The sequence below is a fragment of the Achromobacter sp. FW305-C-30-7 genome (assembly GCF_058783105.1).
On record NZ_JBYSYI010000003.1, the window covers coordinates 302,883 to 329,867 of the forward strand.

Annotated in this window: 23 protein-coding genes; 7 read left to right on the forward strand and 16 right to left on the reverse strand. The window is 67.4% G+C overall.

Features of this window, described 5'->3' with window-relative positions; translation table 11 throughout:
- Nucleotides 1-64 precede the first annotated feature (64 nt).
- Nucleotides 65-859, forward strand: coding sequence for an enoyl-CoA hydratase (locus AC3WOB_RS12090; protein ID WP_492275156.1), 795 nt, complete (start codon nucleotides 65-67; stop codon nucleotides 857-859).
- 33 nt (nucleotides 860-892) lie between these two features.
- Here AC3WOB_RS12090 and chrA read toward each other — a convergent pair whose 3' ends face one another.
- Complete coding sequence (gene chrA / locus AC3WOB_RS12095; protein ID WP_492275157.1) at nucleotides 893-2,143, reverse strand: chromate efflux transporter; 1,251 nt, start codon at nucleotides 2,141-2,143, stop codon at nucleotides 893-895.
- Between the two features lie 232 nt (nucleotides 2,144-2,375).
- On the opposite strand from chrA, the gene AC3WOB_RS12100 reads away from it, so the two are divergent.
- Complete coding sequence (locus AC3WOB_RS12100; RefSeq protein ID WP_013393845.1) at nucleotides 2,376-3,674, forward strand: ATP-binding protein; 1,299 nt, start codon at nucleotides 2,376-2,378, stop codon at nucleotides 3,672-3,674.
- 132 nt (nucleotides 3,675-3,806) lie between these two features.
- Nucleotides 3,807-4,286 carry a carboxymuconolactone decarboxylase family protein gene (locus AC3WOB_RS12105; RefSeq protein ID WP_492275158.1) on the forward strand — a complete coding sequence of 160 codons (480 nt, stop codon included), beginning with the start codon at nucleotides 3,807-3,809 and terminating at the stop codon, nucleotides 4,284-4,286.
- Here the strand turns inward: AC3WOB_RS12105 and pdxR are convergent.
- Entirely contained in the window at nucleotides 4,283-5,713 is a 1,431-nt protein-coding gene (gene pdxR, locus AC3WOB_RS12110) for a MocR-like pyridoxine biosynthesis transcription factor PdxR (protein ID WP_492275159.1), read from the reverse strand. The genes AC3WOB_RS12105 and pdxR overlap by 4 nt on opposite strands.
- A gap of 108 nt (nucleotides 5,714-5,821) precedes the next feature.
- On the opposite strand from pdxR, the gene AC3WOB_RS12115 reads away from it, so the two are divergent.
- From AC3WOB_RS12115 to AC3WOB_RS12125, 3 genes are all read left to right on the forward strand, one after another.
- On the forward strand, nucleotides 5,822-6,253 hold the full coding sequence (locus tag AC3WOB_RS12115) for a GNAT family N-acetyltransferase (protein ID WP_492275160.1): 432 nt from the start codon (nucleotides 5,822-5,824) through the stop codon (nucleotides 6,251-6,253).
- Nucleotides 6,250-6,888, forward strand: coding sequence for an FMN-dependent NADH-azoreductase (locus AC3WOB_RS12120; protein WP_492275161.1), 639 nt, complete (start codon nucleotides 6,250-6,252; stop codon nucleotides 6,886-6,888). The genes AC3WOB_RS12115 and AC3WOB_RS12120 overlap by 4 nt, the downstream gene beginning before the upstream one ends.
- A 219-nt stretch (nucleotides 6,889-7,107) precedes the next feature.
- Entirely contained in the window at nucleotides 7,108-7,539 is a 432-nt protein-coding gene (locus AC3WOB_RS12125) for a hypothetical protein (RefSeq protein WP_013393850.1), read from the forward strand.
- Nucleotides 7,540-7,542: 3 nt separating this feature from the next.
- On the opposite strand, the gene AC3WOB_RS12130 is transcribed toward AC3WOB_RS12125, so the two are convergent.
- The 14 genes from AC3WOB_RS12130 to AC3WOB_RS12195 form a co-directional block, all read right to left on the reverse strand.
- Nucleotides 7,543-10,092: a fused MFS/spermidine synthase gene (locus tag AC3WOB_RS12130; RefSeq protein WP_492275162.1), complete on the reverse strand. Its 2,550-nt coding sequence runs from the start codon at nucleotides 10,090-10,092 to the stop codon at nucleotides 7,543-7,545.
- A gap of 77 nt (nucleotides 10,093-10,169) precedes the next feature.
- Nucleotides 10,170-11,807 carry an arylsulfatase gene (locus tag AC3WOB_RS12135; RefSeq protein ID WP_492275163.1) on the reverse strand — a complete coding sequence of 546 codons (1,638 nt, stop codon included), beginning with the start codon at nucleotides 11,805-11,807 and terminating at the stop codon, nucleotides 10,170-10,172.
- A 46-nt stretch (nucleotides 11,808-11,853) separates the two neighbouring features.
- Nucleotides 11,854-12,852 carry an HAD family hydrolase gene (locus AC3WOB_RS12140; RefSeq protein WP_013393853.1) on the reverse strand — a complete coding sequence of 333 codons (999 nt, stop codon included), beginning with the start codon at nucleotides 12,850-12,852 and terminating at the stop codon, nucleotides 11,854-11,856.
- Nucleotides 12,849-14,270: a BatD family protein gene (locus AC3WOB_RS12145; protein ID WP_492275164.1), complete on the reverse strand. Its 1,422-nt coding sequence runs from the start codon at nucleotides 14,268-14,270 to the stop codon at nucleotides 12,849-12,851. Before AC3WOB_RS12145 ends, AC3WOB_RS12140 begins: the two co-directional genes overlap by 4 nt.
- The gene (locus AC3WOB_RS12150) at nucleotides 14,267-15,862 is read right to left on the reverse strand and encodes a vWA domain-containing protein (RefSeq protein ID WP_492275165.1); all 1,596 of its coding nucleotides are present in this window, start codon (nucleotides 15,860-15,862) and stop codon (nucleotides 14,267-14,269) included. Before AC3WOB_RS12150 ends, AC3WOB_RS12145 begins: the two co-directional genes overlap by 4 nt.
- Complete coding sequence (locus AC3WOB_RS12155) at nucleotides 15,847-16,869, reverse strand: VWA domain-containing protein (RefSeq protein ID WP_492275166.1); 1,023 nt, start codon at nucleotides 16,867-16,869, stop codon at nucleotides 15,847-15,849. Before AC3WOB_RS12155 ends, AC3WOB_RS12150 begins: the two co-directional genes overlap by 16 nt.
- Nucleotides 16,856-17,356: a DUF4381 domain-containing protein gene (locus AC3WOB_RS12160; RefSeq protein ID WP_492275167.1), complete on the reverse strand. Its 501-nt coding sequence runs from the start codon at nucleotides 17,354-17,356 to the stop codon at nucleotides 16,856-16,858. The genes AC3WOB_RS12155 and AC3WOB_RS12160 overlap by 14 nt, the downstream gene beginning before the upstream one ends.
- A complete protein-coding gene (locus AC3WOB_RS12165; protein ID WP_492275168.1) occupies nucleotides 17,353-18,312 on the reverse strand; it encodes a DUF58 domain-containing protein in 960 nt (319 codons plus the stop codon). Before AC3WOB_RS12165 ends, AC3WOB_RS12160 begins: the two co-directional genes overlap by 4 nt.
- Before the next feature lie 7 nt (nucleotides 18,313-18,319).
- Entirely contained in the window at nucleotides 18,320-19,297 is a 978-nt protein-coding gene (locus tag AC3WOB_RS12170) for an AAA family ATPase (RefSeq protein WP_492275169.1), read from the reverse strand.
- A gap of 32 nt (nucleotides 19,298-19,329) precedes the next feature.
- The gene (locus AC3WOB_RS12175) at nucleotides 19,330-20,493 is read right to left on the reverse strand and encodes a formylglycine-generating enzyme family protein (RefSeq protein WP_492275170.1); all 1,164 of its coding nucleotides are present in this window, start codon (nucleotides 20,491-20,493) and stop codon (nucleotides 19,330-19,332) included.
- An 81-nt stretch (nucleotides 20,494-20,574) separates the two neighbouring features.
- Nucleotides 20,575-21,585: a SphA family protein gene (locus tag AC3WOB_RS12180; RefSeq protein WP_492275171.1), complete on the reverse strand. Its 1,011-nt coding sequence runs from the start codon at nucleotides 21,583-21,585 to the stop codon at nucleotides 20,575-20,577.
- 258 nt (nucleotides 21,586-21,843) lie between these two features.
- Nucleotides 21,844-23,421, reverse strand: coding sequence for a TerC family protein (locus AC3WOB_RS12185; RefSeq protein ID WP_013393862.1), 1,578 nt, complete (start codon nucleotides 23,419-23,421; stop codon nucleotides 21,844-21,846).
- 562 nt (nucleotides 23,422-23,983) lie between these two features.
- Complete coding sequence (locus AC3WOB_RS12190; protein ID WP_492275172.1) at nucleotides 23,984-24,913, reverse strand: alpha/beta hydrolase; 930 nt, start codon at nucleotides 24,911-24,913, stop codon at nucleotides 23,984-23,986.
- Nucleotides 24,914-24,977: 64 nt separating this feature from the next.
- Nucleotides 24,978-25,895 carry an alpha/beta hydrolase gene (locus AC3WOB_RS12195; RefSeq protein ID WP_492275173.1) on the reverse strand — a complete coding sequence of 306 codons (918 nt, stop codon included), beginning with the start codon at nucleotides 25,893-25,895 and terminating at the stop codon, nucleotides 24,978-24,980.
- A 124-nt stretch (nucleotides 25,896-26,019) separates the two neighbouring features.
- Between AC3WOB_RS12195 and AC3WOB_RS12200 the strand changes: the two genes are divergently transcribed.
- The gene (locus AC3WOB_RS12200; protein ID WP_492275174.1) at nucleotides 26,020-26,973 is read left to right on the forward strand and encodes a LysR family transcriptional regulator; all 954 of its coding nucleotides are present in this window, start codon (nucleotides 26,020-26,022) and stop codon (nucleotides 26,971-26,973) included.
- The last annotated feature ends 12 nt before the right edge of the window (nucleotides 26,974-26,985 follow it).

Consider the following 26,985-nt stretch of genomic DNA (forward strand, 5'->3'; position numbering starts at 1 on the left):
CAGCCCCGCTCCGCCAGGCGCCATATCCCTCTACTATCCAGGAATAGCCCATCCTGGAGACGACATGAATATCGAAGAAGCGGCGCAAGAGCCGGTCCTGGCGCGCCATGCCGAAGGCGGCGTGGTGACGCTGCGGCTGAACCGCCCCGGCCAGTTCAATGCGCTGTCCGAAAGCCTGCTGGCTGCGCTGCAGGCCGAACTTGACGCCCTGTCGCGCGATGCGAGCGTGCGCTGCGTGGTGCTGGAATCCAGCGGCCGCGCGTTCTGTGCAGGCCATGACCTGCGCGAAATGCGCAGCCAGCCCTCGCTGGATTACTACCGCGACCTCTTCAGGAAATGCAGCGCCGTGATGCAAGGCCTGCAGGCCCTGCCCGTGCCGGTGATCGCCAAGGTGCATGGCATCGCCACGGCCGCCGGCTGCCAATTGGTGGCCAGCTGCGACCTGGCCGTGGCTGCGGACACGGCGAAGTTCGCGGTATCCGGCATCAACGTCGGCCTGTTCTGCTCCACGCCCGCGGTCGCCTTGAGCCGCAACGTGTCCGCCAAGCGCGCCTTCGAAATGTTGGTGACGGCGCGCTTCATCGACGCCGGCCAGGCCAGGGACTGGGGCCTGGTCAATGACGCGGTGCCCGAGGCGCAGCTGGACCAGCGCGTGCGCGCGCTGGTGGACGACATCCTTGCCAAGAGCCCCGCCGCAATCCGCTACGGCAAGCGCATGTTCTACCAACAGCGGCAGATGGCGCTGGCGGACGCCTATGACTACGCCGGCGACGTGATGGCGCGCAACATGATGGAAGCCGACGCCTGCGAAGGCATAGACGCCTTCCTGCAGAAGCGCCGGCCGCGCTGGCAGTCCTAGCGCTGTCGGGCGGGGCCGTGCGCGCGGCCCCCGCTACGCCAGCGCCCAGCCGCCGGCAGCGGCCACCAGCACCACCCACACGGGCGACCAACGCGCGTAGACCAGCAGGCCGAACAGCAGCAAGGCCAGGCCGAAGTCGGCGCGGTCGCGGATGGCGCTGGTCCAGACCGGGTCGTACAGCGCCGACAGCAGTATGCCGACGACGCTGGCGTTCACGCCCGCGATCAGATTGCGCACGCCTGGACGCCGCCGCAGGCTTTCCCAGAACGGCAGCGCGGCGGTCACCAGCAAGGCGCCCGGCAGGAAGATGGCGACCAGCAGCATCAGGCCGCCAGCCCAGCCCGACAAGGGGCCGGACGACATTGCGCCCAGAAAGGCGGCGAAGGCGAACAGCGGCCCCGGCATGGCCTGCGCCGCGCCATAACCCGCCAGGAAATCGGCGTTGGACACCATGCCGCCCGCCACTGCCGCGGAATCCAGCAAGGGCAGCACCACGTGGCCGCCGCCGAACACCAGGGCGCCCGCGCGGTAGAAACCGGATAGCTGCTGCGCCAGCGGCATGCCGCTGATCGCGGCCCAGGCCGGCATGCCCGCCAGCAGCAGCACGAACAGCGCCAAGGCCGTGTACCCGGCACGGCGCGTCACCTTCAGCGGCTGCACCGCCAACGCCGGACGCGGCGGCACTTGCAGCGCGGCCATGCCGGCGATGGCGCCCAGCAGGATCGCGCTCAATTGCCCCAGCGTGGTCGGCATCAGGATGGTGATCAGCGCCGCCGCCACCGCCAGTCCGGCCCGCTCGCGGTCAGGACAGAGCGAGCGCCCCATGCCCCAGACCGCCTGCGCGATGATAGCCACCGCCGCGACCTTCAGGCCATGGATGGCGCCCGAGGCGGACAGCCAGCCGAACTGCGCCAGCCCCAGCGCGAAGAGGATCAGGGCGACGGCGGTGGGCAGTGTGAACGCCAGCCAGGCGGCCGCCATGCCGGCCCAGCCGGCGCGTTTCAAGCCTATCGCCATGCCGACCTGGCTGCTGGCCGGCCCCGGCAGGAACTGGCACAGGGCCACCAGGTCGGAATACGCGTAATCGTCCAGCCAGCGCCGGCGCTCCACGAATTCGCTGCGGAAGTAGGCCAGGTGCGCGACCGGCCCGCCGAAGGACGTCAGCCCCAGGCGCAGGAATACCAGGAAGACTTCCAGACAGGAGCCCTGGCCAGACTGTTCGCGCGTGGGGGTGGCGGGCTTGCTGGCGACGTGTTCGTCTTGGTGGGGTGGCAGCGGCGGCATGGGATTCGGGCTTCATCGGCAGGCGGGGCATGAGGGTCCGGCCCCCGCCCCATGCTTATAGCCGGGCGGCGTGACGGATTCAACCGCCTGAACGGCCCGGGCCATATGGCCGGTTTACCTCGCCGGGCCGAAGCGCTTCAAACAACTTTACAAATACCGTACAAATATCGGCGGACTGCCCCGGGCGCGGCCCTATAGCATCCCAGGTCGCCATTTCCGGTTCAGATCCCCAATGCTCAAGTTCGCGATTCGCATCTTCGTGGTCGCCGCTATCGGTTACATCGCGGGATCGCAGCTGGTGCAGCGCAGCCTCGAGTATCTGCTGGACCCGCTGAGCGCGGACCTCTCATACCAATCGGTCCGGGGGCAGATACACGCCTTGCGCAAGGAACTGGATGGCCTGGCGCAAGGCGCGCGGGCGGATTACCTGCGCGACGAGATACAGCCGCACTACGGCCTGGGATTGAAGCTGCTCACGGACGCGCAAGCCCAGCCCACGCCAGCGGAACGGCAGCAGCTCGCCAGCGCCGGCTTCATCATGCGCGACGAGTACAACGTCTACGTCGCTCCCCTGCCCGGCGAACCCCGTCAGTGGCTGGAGTTGAGCCTGCCACGCGCGCCGCAAGCCGTTGAAAGATGGATCACGATAGCCGCCTGGGCCGCGCTCAGCCTGATCGTGGGCATCATCCTGCTGCTGCTCTGGGCCCTGCCTTTGTGGCGCGACCTGGACCGGCTGCGCAACGCCACGCTGCGCATGGGCCAGGGTGAACTCGGCGCGCGGGTGCGGCTGTCGCGCCTGGCGGGCATGCGGCACGTGGGCGAAAGCTTCAACCAAATGGCCGAGCGCATTTCGGCGCTGATTGAAAACCAGCGCAGCCTGACCAATGCCGTCTCGCACGAATTGCGCACGCCGCTGGCGCGCCTGTCCTTCGAGGTCGCGCTGCTGGGCCACGACCAGCACCTGCCCCGGCGGCACCAGATATTGCGCGACATGCAGGCCGACATCTGCGAACTGGAAACGCTGGTGGCCGAACTGCTGGTCTACGCGCGCCTGGAGCGCCCCGCCGACGACACCGTCAGGCTGGAAACGGTGGACACCTGCGACTGGCTGGGCGAAGCCCTGGCCCAGGTCGCGCACCAGGCCGAGGCGCGCGCCATCCAGTGCCATGTGCACCGCGACTACCCGCCGCGCGTGCGGCTGCATCCGCGCTACATGAGCCGGGCCTTGCTGAACCTGGTGCAGAACGCGGTGCGCTACGCCAGCCGCCATGTGGAGATCAGGCTCAGCCAGTGCCCTGCGGGCGGCTTCGAGCTGATCGTGGACGACGACGGCGGCGGCATCGCCCCGGCCGACCGCGCGCGCGTGTTCGAACCCTTCATCCGGCTGGACGAAAGCCGCGACCGCGGCACTGGCGGCGCGGGCTTGGGCCTGGCCATCGTCTGGCGCGTGGCCGCGAACCACGGCGGCGGCATCGAGATACACGACAGCCCCCTGGGCGGCGCCCGCTTCGTGCTGCGCTGGCCGGCCTGAGCGTTGCCGCTGCGCGGCCGCGCTCATGGCACAGATGAAAACTCCATTTATGGCACTTCTGCCCTGGGCCAAGCTGCGTCATCCTGTCGGCACGAGATTCCGCTCGGCTACACGCATCGAAAAGGCAGCAACATGACGCAGCGTTTGAATTACTTCCAGGTATCCGAAGAACAATCCAGGAAGTACCTGGAATTCAGCATGTCGCTGAAAAAGACCCCCATCGTCCGGGAGGTCGGCGAACTGGTGGATATCCGTGCTTCGCAGATCAACGGCTGCGGTTTTTGCCTGGACATGCACATCAAGCAGGCCAGGATCGCGGGCGAACGCGAGCTGCGCTTGCATCACGTCGCCATCTGGCGCGAATCCACGCTGTTCTCGCCGCGCGAGCGCGCGGCGCTGGCCTGGACCGAGGCCGTCACCACCCTGTCCGCGCACGGCGTGTCGGACGCCGTCTATGAAGAGGCGCGCGCGCAGTTGTCCGAGCAGGAGATTTCCGACCTGACGCTGCTGGTGGTCGGCATCAACGGCTGGAACCGGCTGAACGTGGCCTTCCGCACCGTGCCGGGCTCGGCCGATGCGGCTTACGGCCTGGACAAGGCCGGCCTGAACTAGGACTGCATCAGCTTCAGGATCCGCAGGCCCAGTTCATGGGCCTGCGCCTGCGTGGCGATGTTGGTGAAGCTGAGCAGCAGCGCCGATTGCCGCTGCGGGGCGGCGTACCAGCGCGACAGCGCACCCGCGTACATGCCCTGCTCCTCCATCCGTCCGGCCTGCGCCACGTCGCTCTGGCCATCATCCAGGCGCGCCACCAGATGCATGCCGCCCGGCTGGGGTTCTATCCGCAGACGTTGCCCCAGCGCCGCGCTCAGGCCCGCCACGGTCGCGGCGCGGCGTTCCGCGTACAGCTTGCGCATGCGCTGGATGTGGCGGCCGAAATGCCCCTCGGCCATGAAGGCGCTCAGGATGGCCTGCGTCAGGCCCGGCGCCGCGCCCGCTTGCAGCCGCGCCGACTGCGCGAAGCGTCCGGCCAACGGCTCTGGCACCACCAGATAGGCCAGCCGCAAGCCGGGAAACAGCACCTTGCTGAAGGTGCCGGCATACAGCACCCGCCCCTGCGTATCCAGGCTCTTGAGCGCCGGCAGCGGCCGGCCGACGTAGCGGTACTCGCCGTCGTAATCGTCTTCCACGATCCAGGCCCCGCGACGCTCGGCCCAGTCCAGCAGCGCCTGGCGCCGCGGCAATGACAGCGACATGCTCAAGGGGCTTTGATGGGCCGGCGTCACCACCGCGCCGCGCGCCTGCCCCGCCCGCTCGATGCCGGCGCCGACCATGATCCCATCTTGATCCACCGGCACGGGCGCCGGTTCCAGCCGGGCCTGCTCCAGCAGCGCGCGCGTCGGCGGATAGCCCGGATCTTCCATCCAGACCTGGTCGCCGGGCTCGAACAGCGTCTGCAGGATCAGCGCCATCGTGCTGTTGTAGCCCGAGGTGATGAACACCTGCGAAGGCTGGCAATGGATGCCGCGCGCCACTTGCAGATAGGCGGCTGTCGCGCTGCGCAGCGCCGGCAGCCCGCCGCTGGGCGGATAGGCCAGATCCCCGGCCTGCAGGCCGCGCAGCTGGCGGGCGCCCAGCCTGGCCCAGAGCTTGCGCGGAAATTCGTCCAGCGCCGGCAAGCCCATCTGGAACGGCCGCAGGCCCGATGGCTCGCGCCAGCCCAGGCCGTCTCCGGGCGCCTCTGGCGGGACGGCCGCGGCGGGCGGCGGCGCATGCTGCGGCTGCACGTCGGGCGCCACCACCGTGCCGGCCTGGCCGCGCGCCTGGATGTAGCCTTCCGATGCCAACAGCGAATACGCCACTTCCACCGTGCCGCGCGCCACGCCCAGCTCCTTGGCCAGCGCCCGCGCCGACGGAATGCGGTCGCCTGGCTTGAGCGTGCCTTGGGCGATGGCGCCGCGAAAGCGCTCATAGACCTGGCGGTACAGGGGCTCGGCGTCGCCTGATGATGCTGGCAGCGCCTGGGGTTGAGGGTTGATCATGGCATAGTTAAAAATGGATTTTATGGCCCTTCTAATTATGGCATGCGGCACCTAACATGGCTGCTCATGAACTCTCACACCGCTAGTGCATCCATGACAGAAGTCGCCATGCAACACCTCGAAAGCCCGCAAGATCTGCGGGCATGCCTGCCGCTCATGCGCGAGCTCAGGCCTCACCTGAAGGAAGACGCCGATTTCGTCGAGCGCGTCAGCCGCATGCGCGCGGATGGCTATCGTCTGCTGGCAGCCATGGCCGACGGCCAGTCCGTTGCGCTGGCCGGCTACCGCCTGCAGGAAAACCTGATCTACGGCCGCTTTCTGTACGTCGACGACCTGGTCGTGGCGCAAGGCCGCCGCGGTGAGCGCTGGGGTGCCCGGTTGCTGCAAGCGCTGGACGCTGTCGCGCGCGACAGCGGCTGCGCCCGCCTGGTGCTGGACACCGGCCTGGGCAACGCCCTGGCCCAGCGCTTCTATTTCCGCGCCGGTCTGCTGACCAGCGCCATCCGATTCAGCAAATCCCTGGAAACTCCCGCCTCATGAACATCCTGCGCATCATCTGCAGCCCGCGCGGCCGCGCCTCCGAAAGCTATCGCCTGTCGCAAACCATCGTCGACCAGCTCACCGCCACCGCGCCGGACGCGGCCGTGGTCGACGTGGACGCAACCGCCCTGCCCCTGGTCGACACCGACTACGCGGCCGCGCTGAGCGCGCGCCAGGATCCCAGCGACGGCCGGCAGCACCGCGGCGCGCTGGGCCGTTCATCCGCATTGATCCAGTCCTTGCAGGATGCCACCCATGTCGTCATCGCGACGCCCATGCACAACTTCACCGTGTCGGCCTCGCTGAAGACCTGGATCGATCACGTGGTGCGGGTGCGCAGCACGTTCCAGATCACGGAACGTGGCAAGGAAGGCAGCCTGCCGGACCGTCCGGTCTACGTGGCGATTTCGTCCGGCGGCGAGTTCGGCTGCGGCGAGCACAGCCAGCCGGACTTCCTCACGCCGTATCTCAGGCACGTGCTAGGCACGATAGGCCTGAAGAGCGTGACGTTCTTCTCGGTGCAAGGCACGGCGCGCGGCACGGATGCGCTGCACGAGGCGCGCGCGCAGGCGCAGTCCGAGATCGCCGCGCATCCGTTCGCAACTGGTCCGCATGCGGAACTTGCCGCGGCTTGAGTCCGACACTGCCTGGTGCCGTCGCATCATGGCGCGCGCACCAAGCCGGCTCATGCTTAGGGATAACGCCGGCGCCGGCCCGGCGTCCGCAAGAAGAACTAGGCAATCGGGCTGCGTTGACACCCCCAAACAGCCGGCACTACGCTCTTTGCAAAACCCTCTAGCCTGAGCAGACTACGCCGTATTTCCTCATTCGGGCATGGGTGCAGGAGGCGTGCAATGACCTTGACCAGATCCGGCATCTTGCTGGCCGCGGCCCTCGCGCTGTCTGCCCTGGCCGCGCCGCGCGTCGAGGCGGCCTGCGCCGACAAGAAGATACTGGCCATGGCCAACGACGGCCGCACGGTGAACGCGATCGCCAAGGCTTGCAACATGCCGTCCGCCAAGATCCGGGGCGTGATCGAGCGCGCCGACGCGGACGACGACGCGCCGGCGCCGCCCACAGCCAAGGCGGAACGCACCGCCGAGGCCGATCCAATCAAGAAGCTGCCGTCCGGCGCTGGGCTGGCGCAGTGCGATTGCCAAGGCATGGTGCCCTATGGCGAACGGGCGCCGGATCTGCGCTGTCAGAGCGGCATGTCGATGGCGACGCCCTGCGCCGGTTATTGCTCGCCCCATGGGGTCGCGCCGTGGCGGCGCATATGCAGCTGAGCCCTATTGCCTGGCGCTCGGCATGAACCAGCGGTAATAGGCGTTGTCGCCGTCGTCGCGCGCCAGCTTGTTCATTTCCCTGCCCCAGGTTTCACGATCGCCCACATAGGCCGCCAGCGAGGCTCGATAGAACGTGTCCAGCCGCGCCCGCTCCAGCAGCATGTCGGCGCGCAGCGCCTCGGAGGCGCCGACCAGCGGCGGCTCGCTGCGCAACGCCAGCAGCGCGGGCAGGACTCGCGCCACCTCGCGCGGACGGACCCAGGTCGCGTATTCGATGCCTGGGCGGTCGTCGGTCACGGCCTGCGTGCGGCCGGCAAAGCGCGCCAATCCGTCGCGGTCGGTCACCCAGGTGGACAGCAAGGCGGCGGCCGACGGCACGCCCACCGCCTTCAAGGCGGCGGCGACGTCCGGCTGGTTATAGCGCGCCTCGATGCGGGCGGCGTCCAGCGCCAGCGGCTGCATCGATCCCAGCAGCAGCATTTCATGCAGCTCGCTGGTCCACAGTTGGGCGTGCGGAAAGACCTCGATGAAGCTGGCGACCAGCGCACGGGTGTCGTCCTCGTTCTGCGTGGGCAACGGCAACCATTGCGCCACGATGCCCTGGGGCGCCAGCCGGTTCGCGGCCAGTTGGTAGAAATCGCGCGAATACAGATTGACCACGCCCGCGGCGGACGGCGGCGGCGGCTCCAGCGTGATCAGGTCCCAGCGTTCGGCGCTGGCCTGCAGTTCGCGGCGCCCGTCGCGCAGGCGCTTGTCCAGGCCGGGGTCCGTGGCGGCCTGGAACGTGCCTTGGAAATGCGGCGCGGCGCGCAGCACGGCGGGCAGCAGCTCGGCCACCGCGCGCTTTTCCAGGCCGCGATACTGCGACAGCGCTCCCGCCGTGATGCCGGTGCCGTAGCCCACCACCAGCGCGGATTTGGGCTCGGCGTTGTGGACGATGAGCGGCAGCAGCGCCTGCAACCGCATGTAGCGCAGCGATGGCATGGCATCGCCGGAATTCGACACGCCCTGGATGTAGAGCCGGTGGAAACGGTTGCCGTTGCCGGCGCGTTCGACCACGGCCACCGTGCCGCCGTGGCTTTCTTCATAGAACACCAGGCCCGCGCCGCTGGCGCCGGGCAGCAGCCGCGCGAACTGATCCACCGGCAACATGGCAACCACGGCCAGCGTGGCGAGGCCCGCGATGCCGGTCGCCCAGCCGGTGGCGGCGCGGCCGTCGGAGCGTCCGCGCCAGGCCGCCACGGCCCCGACCGCGGCGGCGATGGCCGCCAGTACGCCCAAAGTCCGCACCAGCCCCAAGGCAGGCAGCAGCAGGAATCCCGTCAGCAAGGTGCCGGCGATACCGCCCAGGGTGTTGCAGGCCAGCACGGCGCCGGCCTCCCTCCCCACGCGCTGATCGCCCACCGCGATGCGCAGCACCGCGGGAAAGGCCGCGCCCAGCAGCAGCGTGGGCGCCAGCACCAGGCTGCCCGCCGCCACCGCGAAGCGTGCGCACATCCCGGCGAAGCCGCTGCCGGTCCATTGATAGACCGCCGCTTCCGCCTGGGTTTGGGCCACGATCAGCCATTTGCCCAGCAAGGCCACCTCCAGTACCGCGATCAGGCCCGCGCCGGCGATCAGAAAGCCAAACACCGGCCAGGGATTGCGCACGCGGTGGGCCCAGCGCGCATACAGCGCCGCGCCCAGGGCCAGGCCGGCCAGATAGGTGACCAGCACGATGGCGAAGGCGAAAGCGCGCGTGCTCATGAAAGGCACGATCATCTGCGACCAGATCACTTCGTAGCCCAGCGCGACGGCGCCGGCCACCGCGTACAGCGCCACGGCCAGGCGCGCTTCGCCGGACAAGGGCGCGGCGGCGGCTTGCGCGCTGGCGGCGGGTGTCGCGCTGTCGCCTGCCTTGCGGTCCAGCGCCCAGGCGCCGGCCGCCGCCAGCAGGTTCAACGAGGCTGCGGCCAGGGCCGCGCCCTGCACGCCGAAGCGTGGAATCAACCAGAAAGCGGGCAGCAAGGCGCCCAGGATGGCGCCGCAGGTATTGGCGGCGTACATAGTCCCGCCACGGCGGCTGACGTCCGCGCCCTGCCGGCTGACCGCGCGCAGCAGCACCGGCAAGGTGCCGCCCATCAGGAACGCGGGCATGGCCAGCAGCAGTCCTATCGCCAGCCAGGCCGCCACGCTGCTATGGCTCTCGACCGCGACAAAGGCAGCGGCGCTGCGCGCCAGCAGCCATGTCACCGCGATGCAGGACAGGGCCACGGCCGTTTCCAGCATGGCATAGAAGCGTACCGGCCGCCGCAAGCGGTCCGCCTGGCGGCCCAATAGCCAGCCGCCCAGCGCCAGCCCCAGGAAAAACGCGCTGACCGCGCCGGCGATGGCGCTGACCTCCACGCCCACCACCAGCGATAGCTGCTTGATCCACAGCACCTGGAACACCAAGGCCGCCGTTCCAGACAGGAACAGCAGCGCGGCCGGCCGGGTCGCCGTCAATGGCCGCCCCTCGGCGGCTTTGTTCTCCACGCCAGGTCCTTGCATCGCCTCGCTTGCCCCCACACCCATCGTGCTGCTCCTGCTGCGTTGCCGGGCGGCGCGACAGGCGCCGCCCGGTCGTGCGCCGGCTCGCGCCGGAACCGGCTTTACTTCGACTTCTGCTTATCGACCTCTTCGAAGTGTTCCTCCATGGCCTTGTTCACCCTTTCCTGCACCTGGTCCACGCTGAAGCTGGCAGGCCGTTGGCTGGGCGGATAGGTGATGAAGGTTTCCAGGAACGCCGACGCCTTCATGGTCGCGATGGCGGTCAGATAGGAGTTCTTGGCCAGCCAGTCGTTGTACTGGTCCGAAGTGATATCGGCGCGTTCATACGGATCCATGCGCAGGTTGAAGATCTTCGGCACGCGCAGGCAGACAAAGGGATCCTGCCAGACGTTGAAGTTCCCAGGCGCGCGCTGTTCGCAGAACACCGCCTTCCAGTCGCCCCAGCGCATGCCTACCAGCAGCCCATCGTCGTTGAAGTAGAAGAACTCGTCGCGCGCGCTCTTGTCCTGCTTGCCGGTCAGGTAACCCAGCTGGTTGTAGCCGTCCAGGTGCACCTTGAACTTGTTGCCTCCGGACTGCGGCGCCCAGCCCTCCAGCAGCCGCTCTTTGACGTTGGCGTCGCCGGTGGCGGCCAGCAGGGTCGGGAACCAGTCCATGCCCGAGACCATGCCGCGCTTGATTTCCCCTGCGGGAATCTTGCCTGGCCAGCGCACCATGGCCGGCACGCGGAACGCGCCCTCCCAGTTGGAGTCCTTTTCGCTGCGGAACGGCGTGGTGGCGGCGTCCGGCCAGGTGAAGGCGTTCGGTCCATTGTCGGTGGTGTAGACGACGATGGTGTTGTCGGCGATGCCCATGTCATCCAGCTTCTTCAACAGCTTGCCGACGTCCTGGTCGTGCTCCCACATGCCGTCGGCATAATCATTGCCGGGCATCCCGCTCTTGCCCTTGTGCTCGGGCCGGATGTGCGTGTAGATGTGCATGCGCGTGGTGTTCATCCACACGAAGAACGGCTTGTCCGCTTTGCCGTGCTTGTCGATGTAATCGATCGCCGCGCCCACGGTTTCGTCGTCGATGGTCTCCATGCGCTTGGTGGTCAAGGCGCCGGTGTCCTGCACCTTGCCGTCGGCCGTGGCCTTGATCACGCCGCGCGGCGAGAAGTTCTTGACGTAAGGATCGTTGGGATCCTTGGGCCAGTACGGGCGCTCCGGTTCTTCCTCGGCGTTCAGGTGGTACAGGTTGCCGAAGAACTCGTCGAAGCCGTGGCGGGTAGGCAGATATTCGTCCCTGTCGCCCAGATGGTTCTTGCCGAATTGCGCGGTGTTGTAACCCTGCGCCTTCAGGGCCTCGGCGATGGTGATGTCGCCCTTCTGCAGCCCGACCGTCGCGCCGGGCGCGCCCACCTTGGACAGACCGGTGCGCAGCGGCGACTGGCCGGTGATGAACGACGAGCGGCCCGCCGTGCAGCTGTTCTCGGCGTAGTAGTCCGTGAACATCGCGCCTTCCTTGGCGATGCGGTCGATGTTGGGCGTTTGATAGCCCACCACGCCGTGCGCATAGGCGCTGATATTGGCCTGCCCGATATCGTCGCCGAAGATCACGAGGATGTTCGGCTTCTTGCCTGATGCCGCCGCCTGGCCCTCATTGGCCGGCGGCGCCTGGGTTTGCGCCTGCGCGCTTGCCAGTGCCATGAAGCCTGTTGCGGCGAAGAGCGCCGCGCTCAACAGTTTTCTTGCGTTCATCGCTTTCTCCTGACCCTTGCGGGCGGTTCCCAGTCACGTAAACGAATCACTGTGTTTCAAATGCGTATACCCTTCTCCACTCCTTTGCCATGTTCACGATTACCCAACCCTGTTGTTCCGCTTCATCCAACGCCTTGTCGAGACGGCCTATCCGGGACTCGCGGTCATAGGCCCATTCGCGCTTCGCGTCGGTGTGGTGCACCAGGCCGGCGAAGCGCTTGCCGCTGCCGGCCGCCGTCCATTGCAGCATCTGCAGATCGCCGTCCGAATTGCCGAAGGCAAAGATGGGCTGGCGGCCGATGAACTTGTTGATGGCCACGGGCTTGCCCGGGCCGTCGTCGTTGAAGTCGAGCTTGGGCGTGCGCATCAGCACGGGCTTGCCGTCCCGCATCTGGAACTCGGTGACGAAGGTGGTGCCTATCACCTGTTCGGGGGGTATGCCGTAGACGTCCTGCGCCCAGGCCCGCATGAATTCCACTTCGCCGCCGGACACGATGTAGGTCTTGAAGCCGTTGCCGCGCAGGTAGTCCAGCAGCTCCAGCATCGGCGCGTAGATCATGCTGGTGTATGGCTGCTTGAAGCGCGGATGGCGGGCGGTCTTGATCCATTGCCTGACCTCGGCGCTGAAGGCCTGCGTCGTCATATTGGTGTGCGTGGCGCCGACGATCTTCAGCAGTCCCTCCGTGCCCGCCGCGGCCAGCGCCTGGCGGTCGCCTTCGATCGCGGCCTTGTAGGGCTGCTCCGTCGTCCATTCAGGATGCTGGGGCGCCATGACCTTGAGCTGGTCCAGCGCGAAGATCAGCTGAAAGTACATGGGCTGCTCGCTCCATAGCGTGCCGTCGTTGTCGAACACGGCAATGCGGTCGGCTGGCGCCACGTAGTCCGGGGTGCCCTCGGCCGTGACGGCTTGCACAAAGCTGAGTATGGCCTGGCGCGAGGGGCCCTCGTTCCAGGAAGGCAACGGCGTCTGCGCGCGCGCCACGCTGGCCAGCAGCAACAGGATCAGCAGCGCAAACCAGCGCCGGACCAGCAAAGGCGTCGTCATGGGAGATCTCCTGGAGGTTCGCCGGACGCGATGCCTGCGCGTCCGCGTGAGGATTCCGTTGGCCGGGGATTCAGAGGCAGCAGACCATGCGCTTCGGCCGGCCTTGCCCGGGCGACCAAGGCGCGGCGCCACCGTGGAAACACCCCGCGCAAGCCGCGCCAGCCCAGCGTCGCGTCAGGATCGCGGCCATAGATGGCTCGCAGCGCGTCGGTCCCGGTCTGCCGCAGCGCAGATTCCAGGCCAGCCGTCGCCTGTGCAACCGTGGCTGCCCCAGCAGCGCGCCGCAGCCAGACGTAAAGCGCGTCCAGGCGCGGCCGCGGTTGCGCCAACAGGCGGCGCAGCGTCATCGCGGCATAGGGTTCGGACGCGCGCCACTGTGCGCGCCGCGCCCGCAAGCCGGCGCGCAGCCGGGCAATTGCCCGCCGCAGCCAGGGCGCGCCCAGCCACCAGGCCAGCGCCGCGAGCGCCGCCCCGGCGGCCAGCGCCAGCCACCCTCCCGGGATACGCACCTGCACCTGCCGGCCCATGTCCCGCAGGTCCTGTTCGACCGAGAATGGCGTCTGGTAGGCGGCGCCGGCCTTCGCCTCGAAGCGTTGCGCCGGCAGCGCCACGCGCTCTTCCTTATTGGCCGCGATGTTCCACCAACGGATTTCCACCGCGGGCAGCTCGAAGGCGCCACCACGTTCGATCACATAATCCAGACGATCCACCCGTCGTCCGCCCAGGAAGCCGCCGCGGTTGTCGGAAAGCTGTGTCAACTCGGGCTCCGACGGGTACAGCTTGAGGCCCGGTACGGCCGCCATGGCCGGCGGCGGAATCAGCATGGCCTGCGCGCCCTGCGCCTCTATGGTGATGACGCGGCTGACGTGGTCGCCCACGGCGGGAGGCTCGGCCGAATAGCGGATCTGCTGGGTGGCCTGGACCGCGCTTGCCGCCAGGGCGCGCCCGGCGACGCCGCCCGGCGGCCCCGCGGCGCGTACCTCCAGCGGGCGCGTCTGCGCGGCCAACGGCGCGGACGCCTGCCCCACCTGCGCGCTGACGTGGATGGCCGGCACCTGCAGGGTACCCGCCGTTTGCGGACTGATCAGATACGAAAAGCGCAGTCCGCTGTACGCGACGCCGCCAATCGAGGTCCGGATGATGCTGGCCTGTCCCGACGGCCCCGAGACCAGCGCGCCCGGTATATCCAGGGCGGGAAGCTGCGGCGGCTGGGTGAACCAGGTCGAAGTCAGCACGTCGACCTGCAGGATGGACGTGGCGCCCGCCATCAGGTCCCCGGACGTCGCCATGCGGGCTTCGGCGCGCAGTTGCGGCCCCTCATCCGCGGACTGGGCGCGTGCCATGCCGGCGTACAGCCCCAGCTGCAACAACAGCAGCAGGCACAGGTGGCGCAACAGCGCGGCATGGCAGCGGATCATGGCTGCTTCTCCTGCGCCGGCGTGGCTTTGCGCGCGTCTTCAATGGCGAACTTCTGCTTCAGGAAGCCGGCAGGCGACAGGCTCAGGTTGCGCAGCCAGACCTCGTCGGATGCGGCCTCCGGCACCGTGGTCCGCATCATCTTGCCCGCGCTCTTGTTGCTGTCCACGCGGGTTTCGTCGGGCTTCTCCGAATCGTCGTCCTGTTGCTCGCTTTCGGCGGCGGCGATCAGCCTGGCGACCAGTTCGCGGTTGTCGCGCGCCGCGCTGAAGTCCGGCCGCAGGCGTAGCGCCTGGTCATACGCGGCGAGCGCCGCGTCGTAGCTGCGCAGCCGGACCTGTGTATTACCCAGATAGAAGTAGCCCTCGGGCGTATCCAGTTTCGCGAACGCCGCCAACGCTGCCTGGTACTCGCCCGCGTCGTAGGCGGCGCGGCCCTTCCAGTAAGGATCTGCGTACAAGGCCGCGGCTTCGGCATAGCGTTTGTGCTCATAGGCCCAGCGGCCTTGCTGATCGGGCGTGAAGAAGGCGTCGGCCAGCGGGCCGGCGTCCACCCGAGGCGTGTACAGCGCGGCCATGACGGTCAGCAGCAGGCAGGCCGTCCAGTTGATGTTCCAGCCGCGCCGCAGCGACAGCAGCGCCAATAGCGCCAGCGGCCAGCACAGCCAATAGCCCGCGTCCTTCCAATGCAGCAGCTTGTCCGCGTCCTGGACCTCCTGGTAGTGGCGCTCGGCGTGCAGCGTCACCCAGTCCAGGTCGTCATCGTTCAAGGTCAGGCTGCCCAGCGGTGCGCGGGCGGCCTGCGCCAGCTGTTTCAGGGCGTCCTCGTCGAAATGCCCCAGCACCGGCCTGCCCTGTGCATCGATGCGAGGCTGGCCGCGGGCGTCGCGCACCACGCCGCCGTCGCGGGTGCCCACAGCCCACACCAGTATCTGGAAGGAACTGGCTCGGGCCAGGCGCTCGATCTCGGCCAACTGTCCGGTGTTTGCGCCGTCCGTCACCAGCAGCAAGGTGCCGCCCGCCTCGCCGGACTGCAGCAGACTCGCCGCCAGGGCGATGGCGCCGGCAGCGTCCTTGCCCGGCGCGGCTATGAGTCCGGTGGACAGGGCCTGCACGAACATGTCGGGTAGCGCGGGATCGTCGGTGGGCGGCAGCACCAGGTGCGCGGAGCCCGCGTAGGCGATCAGGCCCGTCTTGGCGCCGGCGCGCCGTTTCAGCAGATCGCGCAGCTTGCGTTTGGCGGCCTCCAGCCGGCTGGGCGGCAGATCGGCCGCGTCCATCGATGGCGACAGGTCCACCGCCGCGATCAGGGGCGCGAGATTGTCCAGGAAGGCCGGGCGGTCCTGCTGCCACGTCGGCCCCGCCGCGGCGATGCCCCCCAGCGCCAGCAAGGCGGCCAGCATCTGCGCGGGACGCGGCCCGCGGCTGCCTTGCGTGCGCAGGGTCAGGTACGGCAGCAGCGCTGGCGCGATATTGCTGCGCCATCCGAGCTGGCCGTCCTCGTCCCGCCGCCGCCATAGCAGCAAGGCCGCGGCCGGAATCGCCAGCAGCCACCAGGGACGCAGGAAATGGAAGGCGCTCAGATCGACTTCCATCGGCCCTCCTCCACGCTTGCATCGCCTTGCGGCTTGGCGCCGTGGCGCCAGCCGCGCAGCGCGGCCGCGAGATGCCAGCCCGCCAGCAGCAACAGCGCCAGGCCCAGCGGCACCCAGAAGAAATCCTGCTTGGGCTGATGGCGCAGCTCGCGGACCTCGTGCGGCGTGATGCGGTCCAGCTCGGCGTAGACCTGCCGCAGCGATGCCTGGTCCTGCGCCGGAAAGAAACGGCCCCCGGTCTTGGCGGCGATCGCACGCAAGGCATCGAAATCGACCTTTTCCTCGCCTTCCGCCTGCGGATCGCCGATGCCGACGGTGTGCACCACGATATGGCGCGCGGCCGCCATGGCCGCCGCGCGGTCGGGCGGTACGGCGCTGCCGGTGTCGTTGCCATCCGTCAGCAGGATCAGCACCTGGTCATGCTCGCCGGCGTGCTCGAATTGCTTGATCGCCACGCCGATGGCATCGCCGATGGCGGTGTTGGGTCCGGCCATGCGCGTGCTGACCTGCCCCAGCAGCAGCTTGAGCGTGGCATGGTCCTGGGTCAGGGGCGCCTGCGGATAGGCGGCCGTGCCGAACACGATCAGGCCGAGCCGGTCGTCCTGGCGGCGGTCGATGAAATCGGCCACCACCGCTTTCACGCCGCTCAAGCGGTCCTCGCGGCGGCCGTCCGGCGCCACGAAATCCTCGGTCTCCATGGATTGCGAGATGTCGATGGCCAGCAGCAGGTCGCGCACCGGCTGGCGATGTTCCAGCGGCGGCTCGACCCGCTCGGGCCGTGCCAGGGCAAGAATCAGCAGCAGCCAAACCAGCGCGTTCAAGGCCAGTTGCCAGCGGTCGCCGCGCACGCCGGGGCGCTGCGGCGTCTGGCCGGTGCTGCGCGCCACCGATTCGAAGAATGGAATGCGCACCGCGCTGCGGCGCTGCACATATGGCGGCAGATAGCGGTACGCCAGCCAACCCAGCGGCAGCAGCGCCAGCAACCAGGGATACTCAAGCCGCCACATGGTGACGCTCCATCCATTGCCGGCTGGCGGTGAACAAGTTCCGCACGAGCGCGGGGTCGATGGCCCGCAAGGTGTGCGGCGGCGCATAGGCCAACGCTCTTAGCAAGACGCCGGCGTCGGGAGGAAACACGGCCATGCCGTCGTCCATGAAGGCCACCCACTCCGCGCCCTGCAAGGCGCCCACCCTGGCCCTGTCGGTTTCTGCCACCGAGGACAATCCGACGCGCTTGAGCAGTTCCGGCAGTGCGCGCGCGGCCAGCGGGTCCGACTGCGTTTCCCGCCGCAGGGCTTCCAGCATGCGCAGGCCTTCGCGGCGGTAGCGATTGCGCCTGCGGCGGCGCGCAATCCGCCATGTAGCCCAGCCGGCCAGCGCCAGCACAGCGGCCAGCAGGACCAGCCAGCCCCAGGTCTGCGGCCAATAGCTGACCGGTGCGGGCAGCGGAAGCTGCCGCAGCTGTTCGATGGACGGTGCGGCGTCAGCGCTCATGCCCTGCCCCTGGCTTGCGCACGGTTCGCCTGCCGACCCAGTTCGCGGCGCAACTGCGCCACGGTGTCGTCCGCCGTGTCGATGGACAGCAGCGGCACGCGGCTGCGTCGCAGCAACTCGGCCACGTCGTGCAGTCGTCCCGAAAAGAAGTCCGACAGCGGCTCGCGCACCTGCTTGCGATCCGCCGCCACCTCGACCTGCAGCTCGCCTTGCGTCACCACCAACCGGCCGCGCAAAGGCAGACGCAGCGCCAGCGGGTCATACACCAGCGTGGCCACCACGTCGTTGTGCGCGGCCAAGCTGCGCAACAGCCGCAAGCTCATATCGTCGGCGCCAGCGAAGTCGCTGACCACGCACACCAGGCAATCGTGCGGCGCATGCGCCAGCGCGCCTTGCAGAGCTTCATTCAGCCGGCCAGACGCGTCCACATCAGGCCGATCGGCGCCCATGGACTGGCTGCGCCGCGCGATGGCGGCGAACAGCGCCTGGATGCGTTCTCGGCTGCGCAGCGGGCGCACGCTGTCGATGCCCGCGTCGCTGAACACCAGGCCGCCCACGCGGTCGCCCGCCTGATAGGCCATCCAGGCAGACAGCGCCGCGACACGCGCAGCCACCACCGACTTGAAGCTGCGCACCGAACCGAAATACATGCCCATGCGCTGGTCCACCACCACCAGCACCGGGCGGTCGCGCTCCTCGCTGTAGGTGCGCACATAGGGCTTGCCCAGGCGCTGCGAGGCGCGCCAATCCAGCTGCCGCAGGTCGTCTCCCGGCAGGTAGCGCCGCAGCTCTTCGAAGTCCAGCCCGCGCCCGCGCAGGCGCGAACCATGTTGGCCGGCCAGTATGCTGCGCACGGGCTGGCGGCTGAAGAACCCCAGGCCGCGCGCGGCGGGTTCCAGCGCCATCAGGTCTGTGATGCGGACCTGGACTTCGGGGGAAGGAGCGGCTGAGGGCATGGCGGATTCAGGCCGGCACCGCGACGGTGTCCAGCAGCTTGTCTATGACCTGGTCCGCCGACACGCCGTCGGCCACCGCGTCATAAGACAGATGCAGACGATGCCGCAGCACCGGCCTGGCCACGCTGCGCACGTCATCGGGCGAGGCGTAATCCTGTCCCGACAGCCAGGCGTGGGCGCGCGCCACCTTGTCCAGCGCGATCGCGCCGCGCGGACTGGCGCCGACCTGGATCCAGCGCGCGAGATCGGCGTCCTGCCCGGCCGGATGGCGCGTGGCATTGACCAGGTCCACCAGGTACTGGTCCAGCGCCTCGGACACGTGCACCCGATCGATGTCGGCGCGGCAGGCGAACAAGGCTTCCTGCGTCAGCGGCGCGGAATCGGCGCCCGCGTCCTGGCGCGACTCGCCGCGCAGCATGGCCAGCATCTGCCTTTCGCTGTCGGGGTCGGGATAGTCCAGCACGACCTTCATGATGAAGCGGTCCATCTGCGCCTCGGGCAAGGGATAGGTGCCCTCCTGCTCTATCGGATTCTGGGTGGCCAGCACCATGAAAAGCCGCGGCATGCGGTGGGTGGTGCCCGCCACGGTGATCTGCCGCTCTTCCATGGCCTCCAGCAGCGCGGCCTGCACCTTAGCCGGCGCGCGGTTGATCTCGTCGGCCAGGATCAGGTTGCCGAACAGCGGCCCCTGCTGGAACTGGATGCGGCTATTGCCTTGCGCATCCTGCTGCAGCACCTCGGCGCCGGTAATGTCCGAAGGCAGCAGATCGGGCGTGAACTGGATGCGGCTCATGGCAGCGGCCAGATGTTGGGCCAGGGTCTTGACGGTGCGCGTCTTGGCCAGCCCGGGCAGGCTTTCCAGCAGCAGATGGCCGTCGGCCAACAGGCCCAGCAATACTTCACGTATGACGGCGCCCTGGCCCAGCACCGAGCGCGCGATGGCGCGCTCCAGCTCCAGGATGCTGTCGCGGTTGCTCGTGGTCATTCCCTCTCCTGCGTGACGGATGGCATTTCGCGCTAGCGGCTGGCGACGCCGTTCCTGGCGGTCTGGGCCAGCTTCCATTGTTCAGGCGTCATGATGGTGCGGAATCCCAAGTGCGACATGCCGTTCATCGGGTCCGTGCCGCGCCGGGCGCTGGTGCGGTAGCTGATGCAATAGGTGTCGCTGCACAGGAAGGAGCCGCCCCGCGTCACGCGCTTGGGCGCGCCCGGCGGGACGATGCCATCGTCCGGGTCGTAGCTGTCGGCCGGCCCTGCGGGGTTGGCGGGCGGCTGGCGGTATTGCGCCTGGATCTTGAAGGCGTCGGCGCGATACCAGTCGGCGGTCCATTGCCACACATTGCCCGCCATGTCGTACAGGCCATAGCCGTTGGGCGAGAAGCTGCCCACCGGCATGGTGCCGACCTGCACCTTCTCATCCTTCACCACCGGGAATGGCTGCGGTTGCTGCGTGTCCCAGATGTTGGCCATGGGCTTGCCCTGCGGCAGCAGTTCCTCGCCCCAGGCATAGGTGGCCTGCTCCAGCCCGCCGCGCGCGGCCATCTCCCATTCCGATTCCGTGGGCAGGCGCTTGCCGGCCCATTTGGCATAGGCTGCCGCGTCCTGATACGACACCTGCACGACCGGATGGTCGTCCTTGCCGGCGATGGAGCTGCTCGGTCCTTGCGGATGACGCCAATTGGCGCCAGGCACATAGCGCCACCAGCGCGAATAGTCGCGCAACGACACTTCGCTCCCGGTGCCGACGAACACCATGGCGCCGGGCACCAGCAGGCGCTCGTCGGGACGCGGCGTGCCGGGCGGCAGTTGGACCTGCAGGTCCTCCCATTTGGGCTTTTGCTCGGCGGTCGTGACGTAGCCCGTGGCTTCGACGAAGCGGCGGAACTGCGCGTTGGTCACATCGTTGACGTCCATCCAGAAGCCGCTGACCGATACCTTGTGCGCCGGCATCTCGTTGGGCTGCGCCAGCTTGTGGCTGCTGCCCATCAGGAATTCGCGCCCCGGCACCCAGGCCATGCCGGCTGGGCCGCTCTTGCCGTCGCCCAGCACCACCTTGACGGCTGCCGGCGGGCCGTCCTTGCCCATGACCACATAAGCGGTGCTCGCGCCCGCGCCCAACACCACGCCGGCCAGCAGCAATGCTGCGGCGTAGCGTGTCTTTCCTTGTGTTTGCTTTGCCATTTCAATCACCCGAAAGCTAGCGGTTCAGGGGCGGCGGGGCCGCGCCCGGGGCTGACAGCCCCCTTGAAATCGTGCTGACGTTCAGAACACCAGCGTCGCGGTCGCCATGACCGTGTCGTTGCTGTCCAGACGGTTCGTGCTGCTGATCGTGGGCACCCAACGCAGGCTGAGGGACAGGGAGCGCTTGTCCGCCAGCTTCCTGTCATAGGTCACGATGGGACCCAGCGCCCAATCGTGTCCCTTGAAACCGTTGAGCCGGTCCGCGGTCGGCCCGGAATCGTTGCCCAGCTGCTGAATGGTGCCCAGGATCAAACCCGCGCTGACGCCATTGCTGAATACCTTGCGACCCATCAGGTCCATGCTGAACAGCGGCGCGTTGCGGTAATCGGTGGCGTTGTTGCGGGTATAGAACTGGATGCCCGCCACGGTATCGAACTGAAAGCCCGAGTCCGGGAATATCTTGGTGTACGCCACCTGCGGAATGAAGGTCCAGTTGTTCAGGCTGGGGTTGGCCATATCGTCGGCGTTGTATTTGCCGGTGGGCGCCCAGATATTCAGGCTGAGCGCCATGTGCGAGGTTTCGGAAAAGTGGTAGCCCGCGATGATGGGCGAGAAATAAAGGTCGAACAGGTTCGACGCGGTATCGCTTTGGCCGGCGCTCCGTCCTCCGGATCCCGTCACAGTAGAGTTCACCTTGGTCCAGACGTAGGGCAAGGTGAAACTGGAGGCGAAGTTCCAGCGCCCCGGCCCGGTGTCCCAGGTCTTCAGGACGGTGGCCAGCGTGAACGCGACCTTCGCGTCCAGGCCCAGCGAGGTGCGTCCTCCTATGGGCACTTCCCGGCTGCCGCCTATGTTTCCGTCCAGGTAGATCTGCGACAGGTTGACGGCCCAGATCGGTTCGGGCGACACGATGCCTGCGTTGGGCTGCACGTTGGTGCCGGTGATCTGACGTCCCAGCGCGCCCTCGGTGGCCCAGGCCGCCGTGGGCGACGACAGTGCGGCGCAGAGCACGACTGCGCGCGCCAACAGCACGCTGCTGGCCGCGGTTACTGCTGCCCTGATTCTCTTGAATGCCGAACTCGTACTGCCCATGCGATGTACCCCGGCTGGAGATAACAAGATGCAAAGACACGCCGTACGGAAACGCTGATTTCAGCAATGAGCGCCGAAACCAAAAGTCGAGAAATCCTTCGCAATATTCGCACAGAGTTTTACTTTCACCAAGCCGGGTTTCCGAGGCGCGCGATGCCTTTTCAGCCCGGCGAAAGCTGTCGCGCCGCCATATGACGGCCAAATGAAAAAGGGATGCCTCGCGGCATCCCCAGGGACAGCGATTACCGGCGGCGTGCGTCAGCCCGCCTGCTCAGCCTCCTGCCGCAGCGGGCTGGCGTGCACCTGATCGATGCGCAGCCCATCGCGCCGGGTGACCTCGAAGCGCCAGTCGCGCCACGCGATCGAGTCTCCCGTCTCGGGAATCCGTCCGCCCGCGCGCAGCAGGCAGCCCGCCAAGGTTGCGTCCGGATACTCATCGGCCAACGCCGGCGCGTCCAGCAGGCGCGCGGCTTCCGCCACCGCCAGCCGGCCCTCCAGCAGCCAGGATCCATCGGCCAGTTGCAAGGCTTCGGGCTGGTCTTCCTGGTGCTCGGGCAGATCGCCCGCGACGGCGGTCAGCACGTCCATGGGCGTGATCAGGCCCTCGCACACGCCATGCTCGTCGACCACGATCAGCATGTGGTCGCGCGAGGCGCGCAATTCGTCCAGCACCTTTAGCACCGGCGTGGTTTCCATGACGTAGCGCGGTTCGCGCGCCAGCTCCACCAGATCGATCGGGCCAGGATTCTGCAACAGCGGCAGCAGGTCCTTGAAGTGCAGCACGCCCAGTACATTGGCCGGATCGCCGGCGCACAGCGGCAGACGCGAGTGGCCGCTGGCGAACTTGCGCACGATGGCCTCGGGGGTATCGGCCACGTCCAGCCAGACCATGTCGCCGCGCGCCACCATGATGGAGCGCACGTCCCGCCCGCCGATGGAAAGCACGCGCTCGATCATGGTGCTTTCCTCAGGCGCAAAGGCAGGTTCGCCCTCCGCGCCGTCGACCAGCGCGGCCACCTCGTCGGCCTGCGCGCCCGCCTGTCCGGCGCGGCCGGCGCGCAGCAGGCGCAGCACGGCCTGCGCCGTGCGCTGGCGGCGGCCCAGGGCGTGCGTGCCCTTGGCGCGGTTGCGGCGCGCCAGCTGGTTGCATAGCTCGATCAGGATCGAGAAACCGATGGCGGCGTACAGATAACCCTTGGGCACGTGGAAGCCCAAGCCTTCGGCCACCAGGCTGAAGCCGATCATCAGCAACAGGCCCAGGCACAGGATCACCACCGTGGGGTGGCGGCCGACGAAGGCCATCAGCGGACGGCTGGCCAGCATCATCACGGCCATGGCCACCACCACCGCGATCATCATGATGCTCAGGTCTTGCACCATGCCCACGGCGGTAATCACCGAGTCCAGCGAGAACACCGCGTCCAGCACCACGATCTGCAGGATCACCTGCCAGAACACCGCATGCTGCGGCTTCTGGCCCTGGTCGTGGCTGGCGCTGCCCTCCACGCGTTCATGCAATTCCATGGTGCCCTTGAACAGCAGGAACAGGCCGCCCAGGATCAGGATCAGGTCGCGGCCTGAGATCTCGGCGCCCAGCAGCGTGAACATGGGTTCGGTCAGCGTGACCACCCACGCGATACTCGCCAGCAGGCCCAGGCGCATGACCATCGCCAGCGTCAGGCCGATCAGGCGCGCGCGGTTGCGCTGCGCGGGCGGCAGCTTGTCCGCCAGGATGGCGATGAACACCAGGTTGTCGATACCCAGCACAATTTCAAGCACGACCAAGGTCGCCAGGCCTAGCCAGGCGGTGGGGTCGGACATCCAATCGAAAATCATCGAGATTCCATGCAAATCGGGACCGCGCGCCAAGTGACGCCGGACAGGATCAAGGGAAATGCGCCGCGGACGCGGGCGGAAGGCTCAGTGTGGGCGCGAATGCGTCTGGAGGCTGGCGGCGGAGCGCGGCAACCCAGGCGCGGCGTGGCCGCGGCGGCGAGGATGGAATCGGCGTGCGGGCTGCTTGCCCTGGCCGTGGCAGGAAGATGGGGCATGGGGCGCCGGCTTGCTTGCGGCGCCCTGCTAGAAGGTGGGTCTTCAGTCATAAATGGCGGACGGCTCTGGCTGCCGGGGCAGCAAACGTATAGAGCGCCCGCCTTGCTCTCGTTCTTACAGGAAACTGAATACTACCTGAATCCGGTTTCGGGTGCATCCTGGCGAGCCTGGCTCCGGCCAGGGCGCGGGCGGCGCTGCCCAGCCCGGCGGCCAGCGTGTCGATGCGCTCTTTACGGCGCGCGACCAACACCATGTGCATGCCTTCAGCGACCAGTTGCCACGCCGCCGGCTGGGCGTTGGCGGGCTCCTGGCCGGTCAGTTTCCTGGGGGCGCCCCATCCGCTGTTTCAGAGCCGGTCCTTGAAGAACGGCACCACCTTGTTCATGGCGATAGCCACGGGCTCGGGTTTGTCGTACAGGTCGTAGTGCGACCAGCCTTCGGCGACAACCATGTGCTTGTCCGTCGAGGCGGCACGGCTATAGATTTCCCAGCCGTCGCGGAAGGCGCCGAAACCGCCCGGCTTGTCTCCGATCACTACCATCAATGGCTGGGTCAGCAGCTCCTCAGCGTGCAGGAAAGCGTCCCAACCCATCGCCGCACCGCTGAACGACATGAGCTGGCTGGTCGCGCCATTGGGCTGCTGGCCGCGCGCGGTCTTGTAGTAGTCGGTGGCCTCCAGCACGTCGATGTCGGTGATGCCGGCCTGCTTCGCGGTACCCACTGACTCCGGCAGCAGGTTCGCTGCATACCGGGCAGCGCCCTGGGCCTGGGCCGTGCGCATCTGCGCAATATTGGCGGCTAGTTCGCGCGGCTTGAACTGTGCGAAGCCCTCACGTATCAGCCGGCCATAGTTCACGCCCGTGATCGAAACCAGCGCCTTCAGGCGGTGATCGGTGATACCGGCATGTACCGTGTAGGCACCGCCGCCGCACACGCCGATGGCGCCGATGCGCTCGGCATCCACGTAGGGCAGCGATTGCAGGTAGTCCACCGCGAAACGGATGTCGGAGACGCGAATGGCCGGGTCTTCGATGAAACGTGGCGTGCCGCCGCTGGCGCCCTGGAAACTGGCGTCATGCACCAGCACTACGAAGCCCGCTTCTGCCAGCCCCTTGGCGTAAATGTTGCCGGCGGTCTGCTCCTTGCAACTGCCGATGGGGTGCGTGCTGACTATGGCGGGGTACTTCCTGCTCTCGTCAAAGCCTAGGGGCAGGTAGATGTCGGCGGCGGATTCCCAGCCCAGGTTCTGGTAGGTAACGGTTTGGATGGCGCTCATGTTGAACTCCTTTCGGTACAGGAGGGGCGCGATCTGCCCCGGATCGTGCCTTGGTTTCAGTGGCTTACTTCAGCTTGGCCTGGAAGAACCGCGCCAGCTTCGAGACGGCCTCGTCCACATACCGGGGCACGTCGTACAGATCCATGTGATCGGCGCCTTCGACAATGTGCAGCATCTTGTCGGTGCTGGCGGCGCGGGCGATCAGGTCGTCGCTCATCCACTTGCTGCCGGCCTTGCTGCCGGCCACGACCAGGACGGGCTGGGTCAGGAAGGCTTCAGCCTTGTTGTAGGCGTCGTAAGTGATGATCTGGGTCAGATTGCGCGCCAGCGTGTAGCCTGGGGCGTTGGGGTGCTCGCAGCGCGGCGTGTGGTAGTACTCCCACGCGCCACGCAACTCGGTATTGGGCGCGTCTTCTTCCTTCAGCGGGGCCAGCGGAATGGTGGCCATGTCGCTGTTGTTCGCATCGGCCGTGCGCGCCGCGGAGCTGGCTTCGAGGTAAGGCAGCGCGTCGGCGTCCTTGACCGTGTTCTCCCAGCCATTGCGGAACATCTGGCCGATGTTCACCGCGCTAACCATGCCCAGCGCCTTGATGCGGCGGTCGTTGATGGCGGCGTTTGCGCTGTAGCCCGCGCCAGCGCAGATGCCCATGGCGCCGATCCTGTCCTGATCCACGTAAGGCAGCGTGGTCAGGTAGTCGATGACGGCACTAACGTCCTCGGTGCTGATGTAGGGGTTCTCCAGCTGGCGCGGCTCGCCGGTGCTTTCGCCCTGGTAGGAGCGGTCGAAGGCGATGGTAATGAGGCCGTTCTCAGCGAGTTTCTTGGCGTAGAGACCTGCGGCCTGCTCCTTCACGCCGCCACCAGGGTGGGAGACGACGACGGCCGGGTACTTCCGGGATTCATCGAAACCGGCCGGGAAATTGATGATGGCGGCCATGGTAACGCCTTGGCCGTTGAGGTTCTTGAACGAGACATTGGGCATGAGGTTCTCCAGTCAGGAATGAAAAATCGTCGCTGGACGACATAGACAGGATTCAATGGTAAGGACGCTATTGCATTTGATAAATAGGCTTTTCAAGACATTAATGATTAGTTAATCTAAACAAATGCCGATTGAACCCTCCCTCGCCTCATCCCTGACTTGGTTTGCCCATATCGCCAGAAATCGCAGTTTTACCAAGGCTGCGACGGAGATGGAGGTGACGCGCGCCGCACTGTCGCAGCACCTCAAGGGGCTGGAGCAGCGCCTGAACGTGCGGCTGCTCAACCGCACGACGCGGGATATGTCGTTGACCGAGGAAGGCCGGCGCCTGCTGGACGTTCTGCAACCTGCGCTCACCGCAATTGAGCGAGCAGTGGCGGAATTGGGCGAGGCGCATGCCGAGCCATCGGGATTGATCCGCTTGAGTTCGTCGCGCATAGCAGCGCGGCTGCTGATCGAGCCGCACATGGGCGAACTTCTGGCGCGCTACCCAAAGCTGCGATTAGAGTTGGTAATGGACGACGGCTTCACCAACATCGTGGCCGAGGGGTTGGATGCCGGTTTACGCCTGGGTGAGAGTCTGGATGAAGGGATGGTGGCGGTGCCGGTCACGCCTCCCCTTCAGTACGCCATCGTTGGTTCTCCAGCTTACTTCGCGCGCCACGGCATGCCCGAAACTCCGGCTGACCTGATGCGGCACAACTGCTTGGCCTACCGATTCACATCGAGTGGAACCATCGACCGTTGGTCGTTCACTTCACCGGACGTCAAGGCGCGCACGGTGGTGTTCGAGCCGCAGGGCAATGCCGTTTTCAATGACGACGAGAGCATGTTGCGCGGCGCTCTGCAAGGGGTGGGGCTGGTGCAGCACATCGATCTGTGCGTGCGACATCACCTGGCAGAGGGCTCGCTGGCGCGGGTGTTGGCGCCCTGGTGCAGGACGTTCCCAGGGTTCTTCCTTTACGTGCCCTCGCGCGCGCAGATGCCGGCCAAGATCCGGGCGTTGATGGACTTCCTGATCGAGAAGCGGGAACAACTCGCTAGAGAATCTATCGGGGCAGAGCCAGGCGGCAAATAGACATGATGGCGG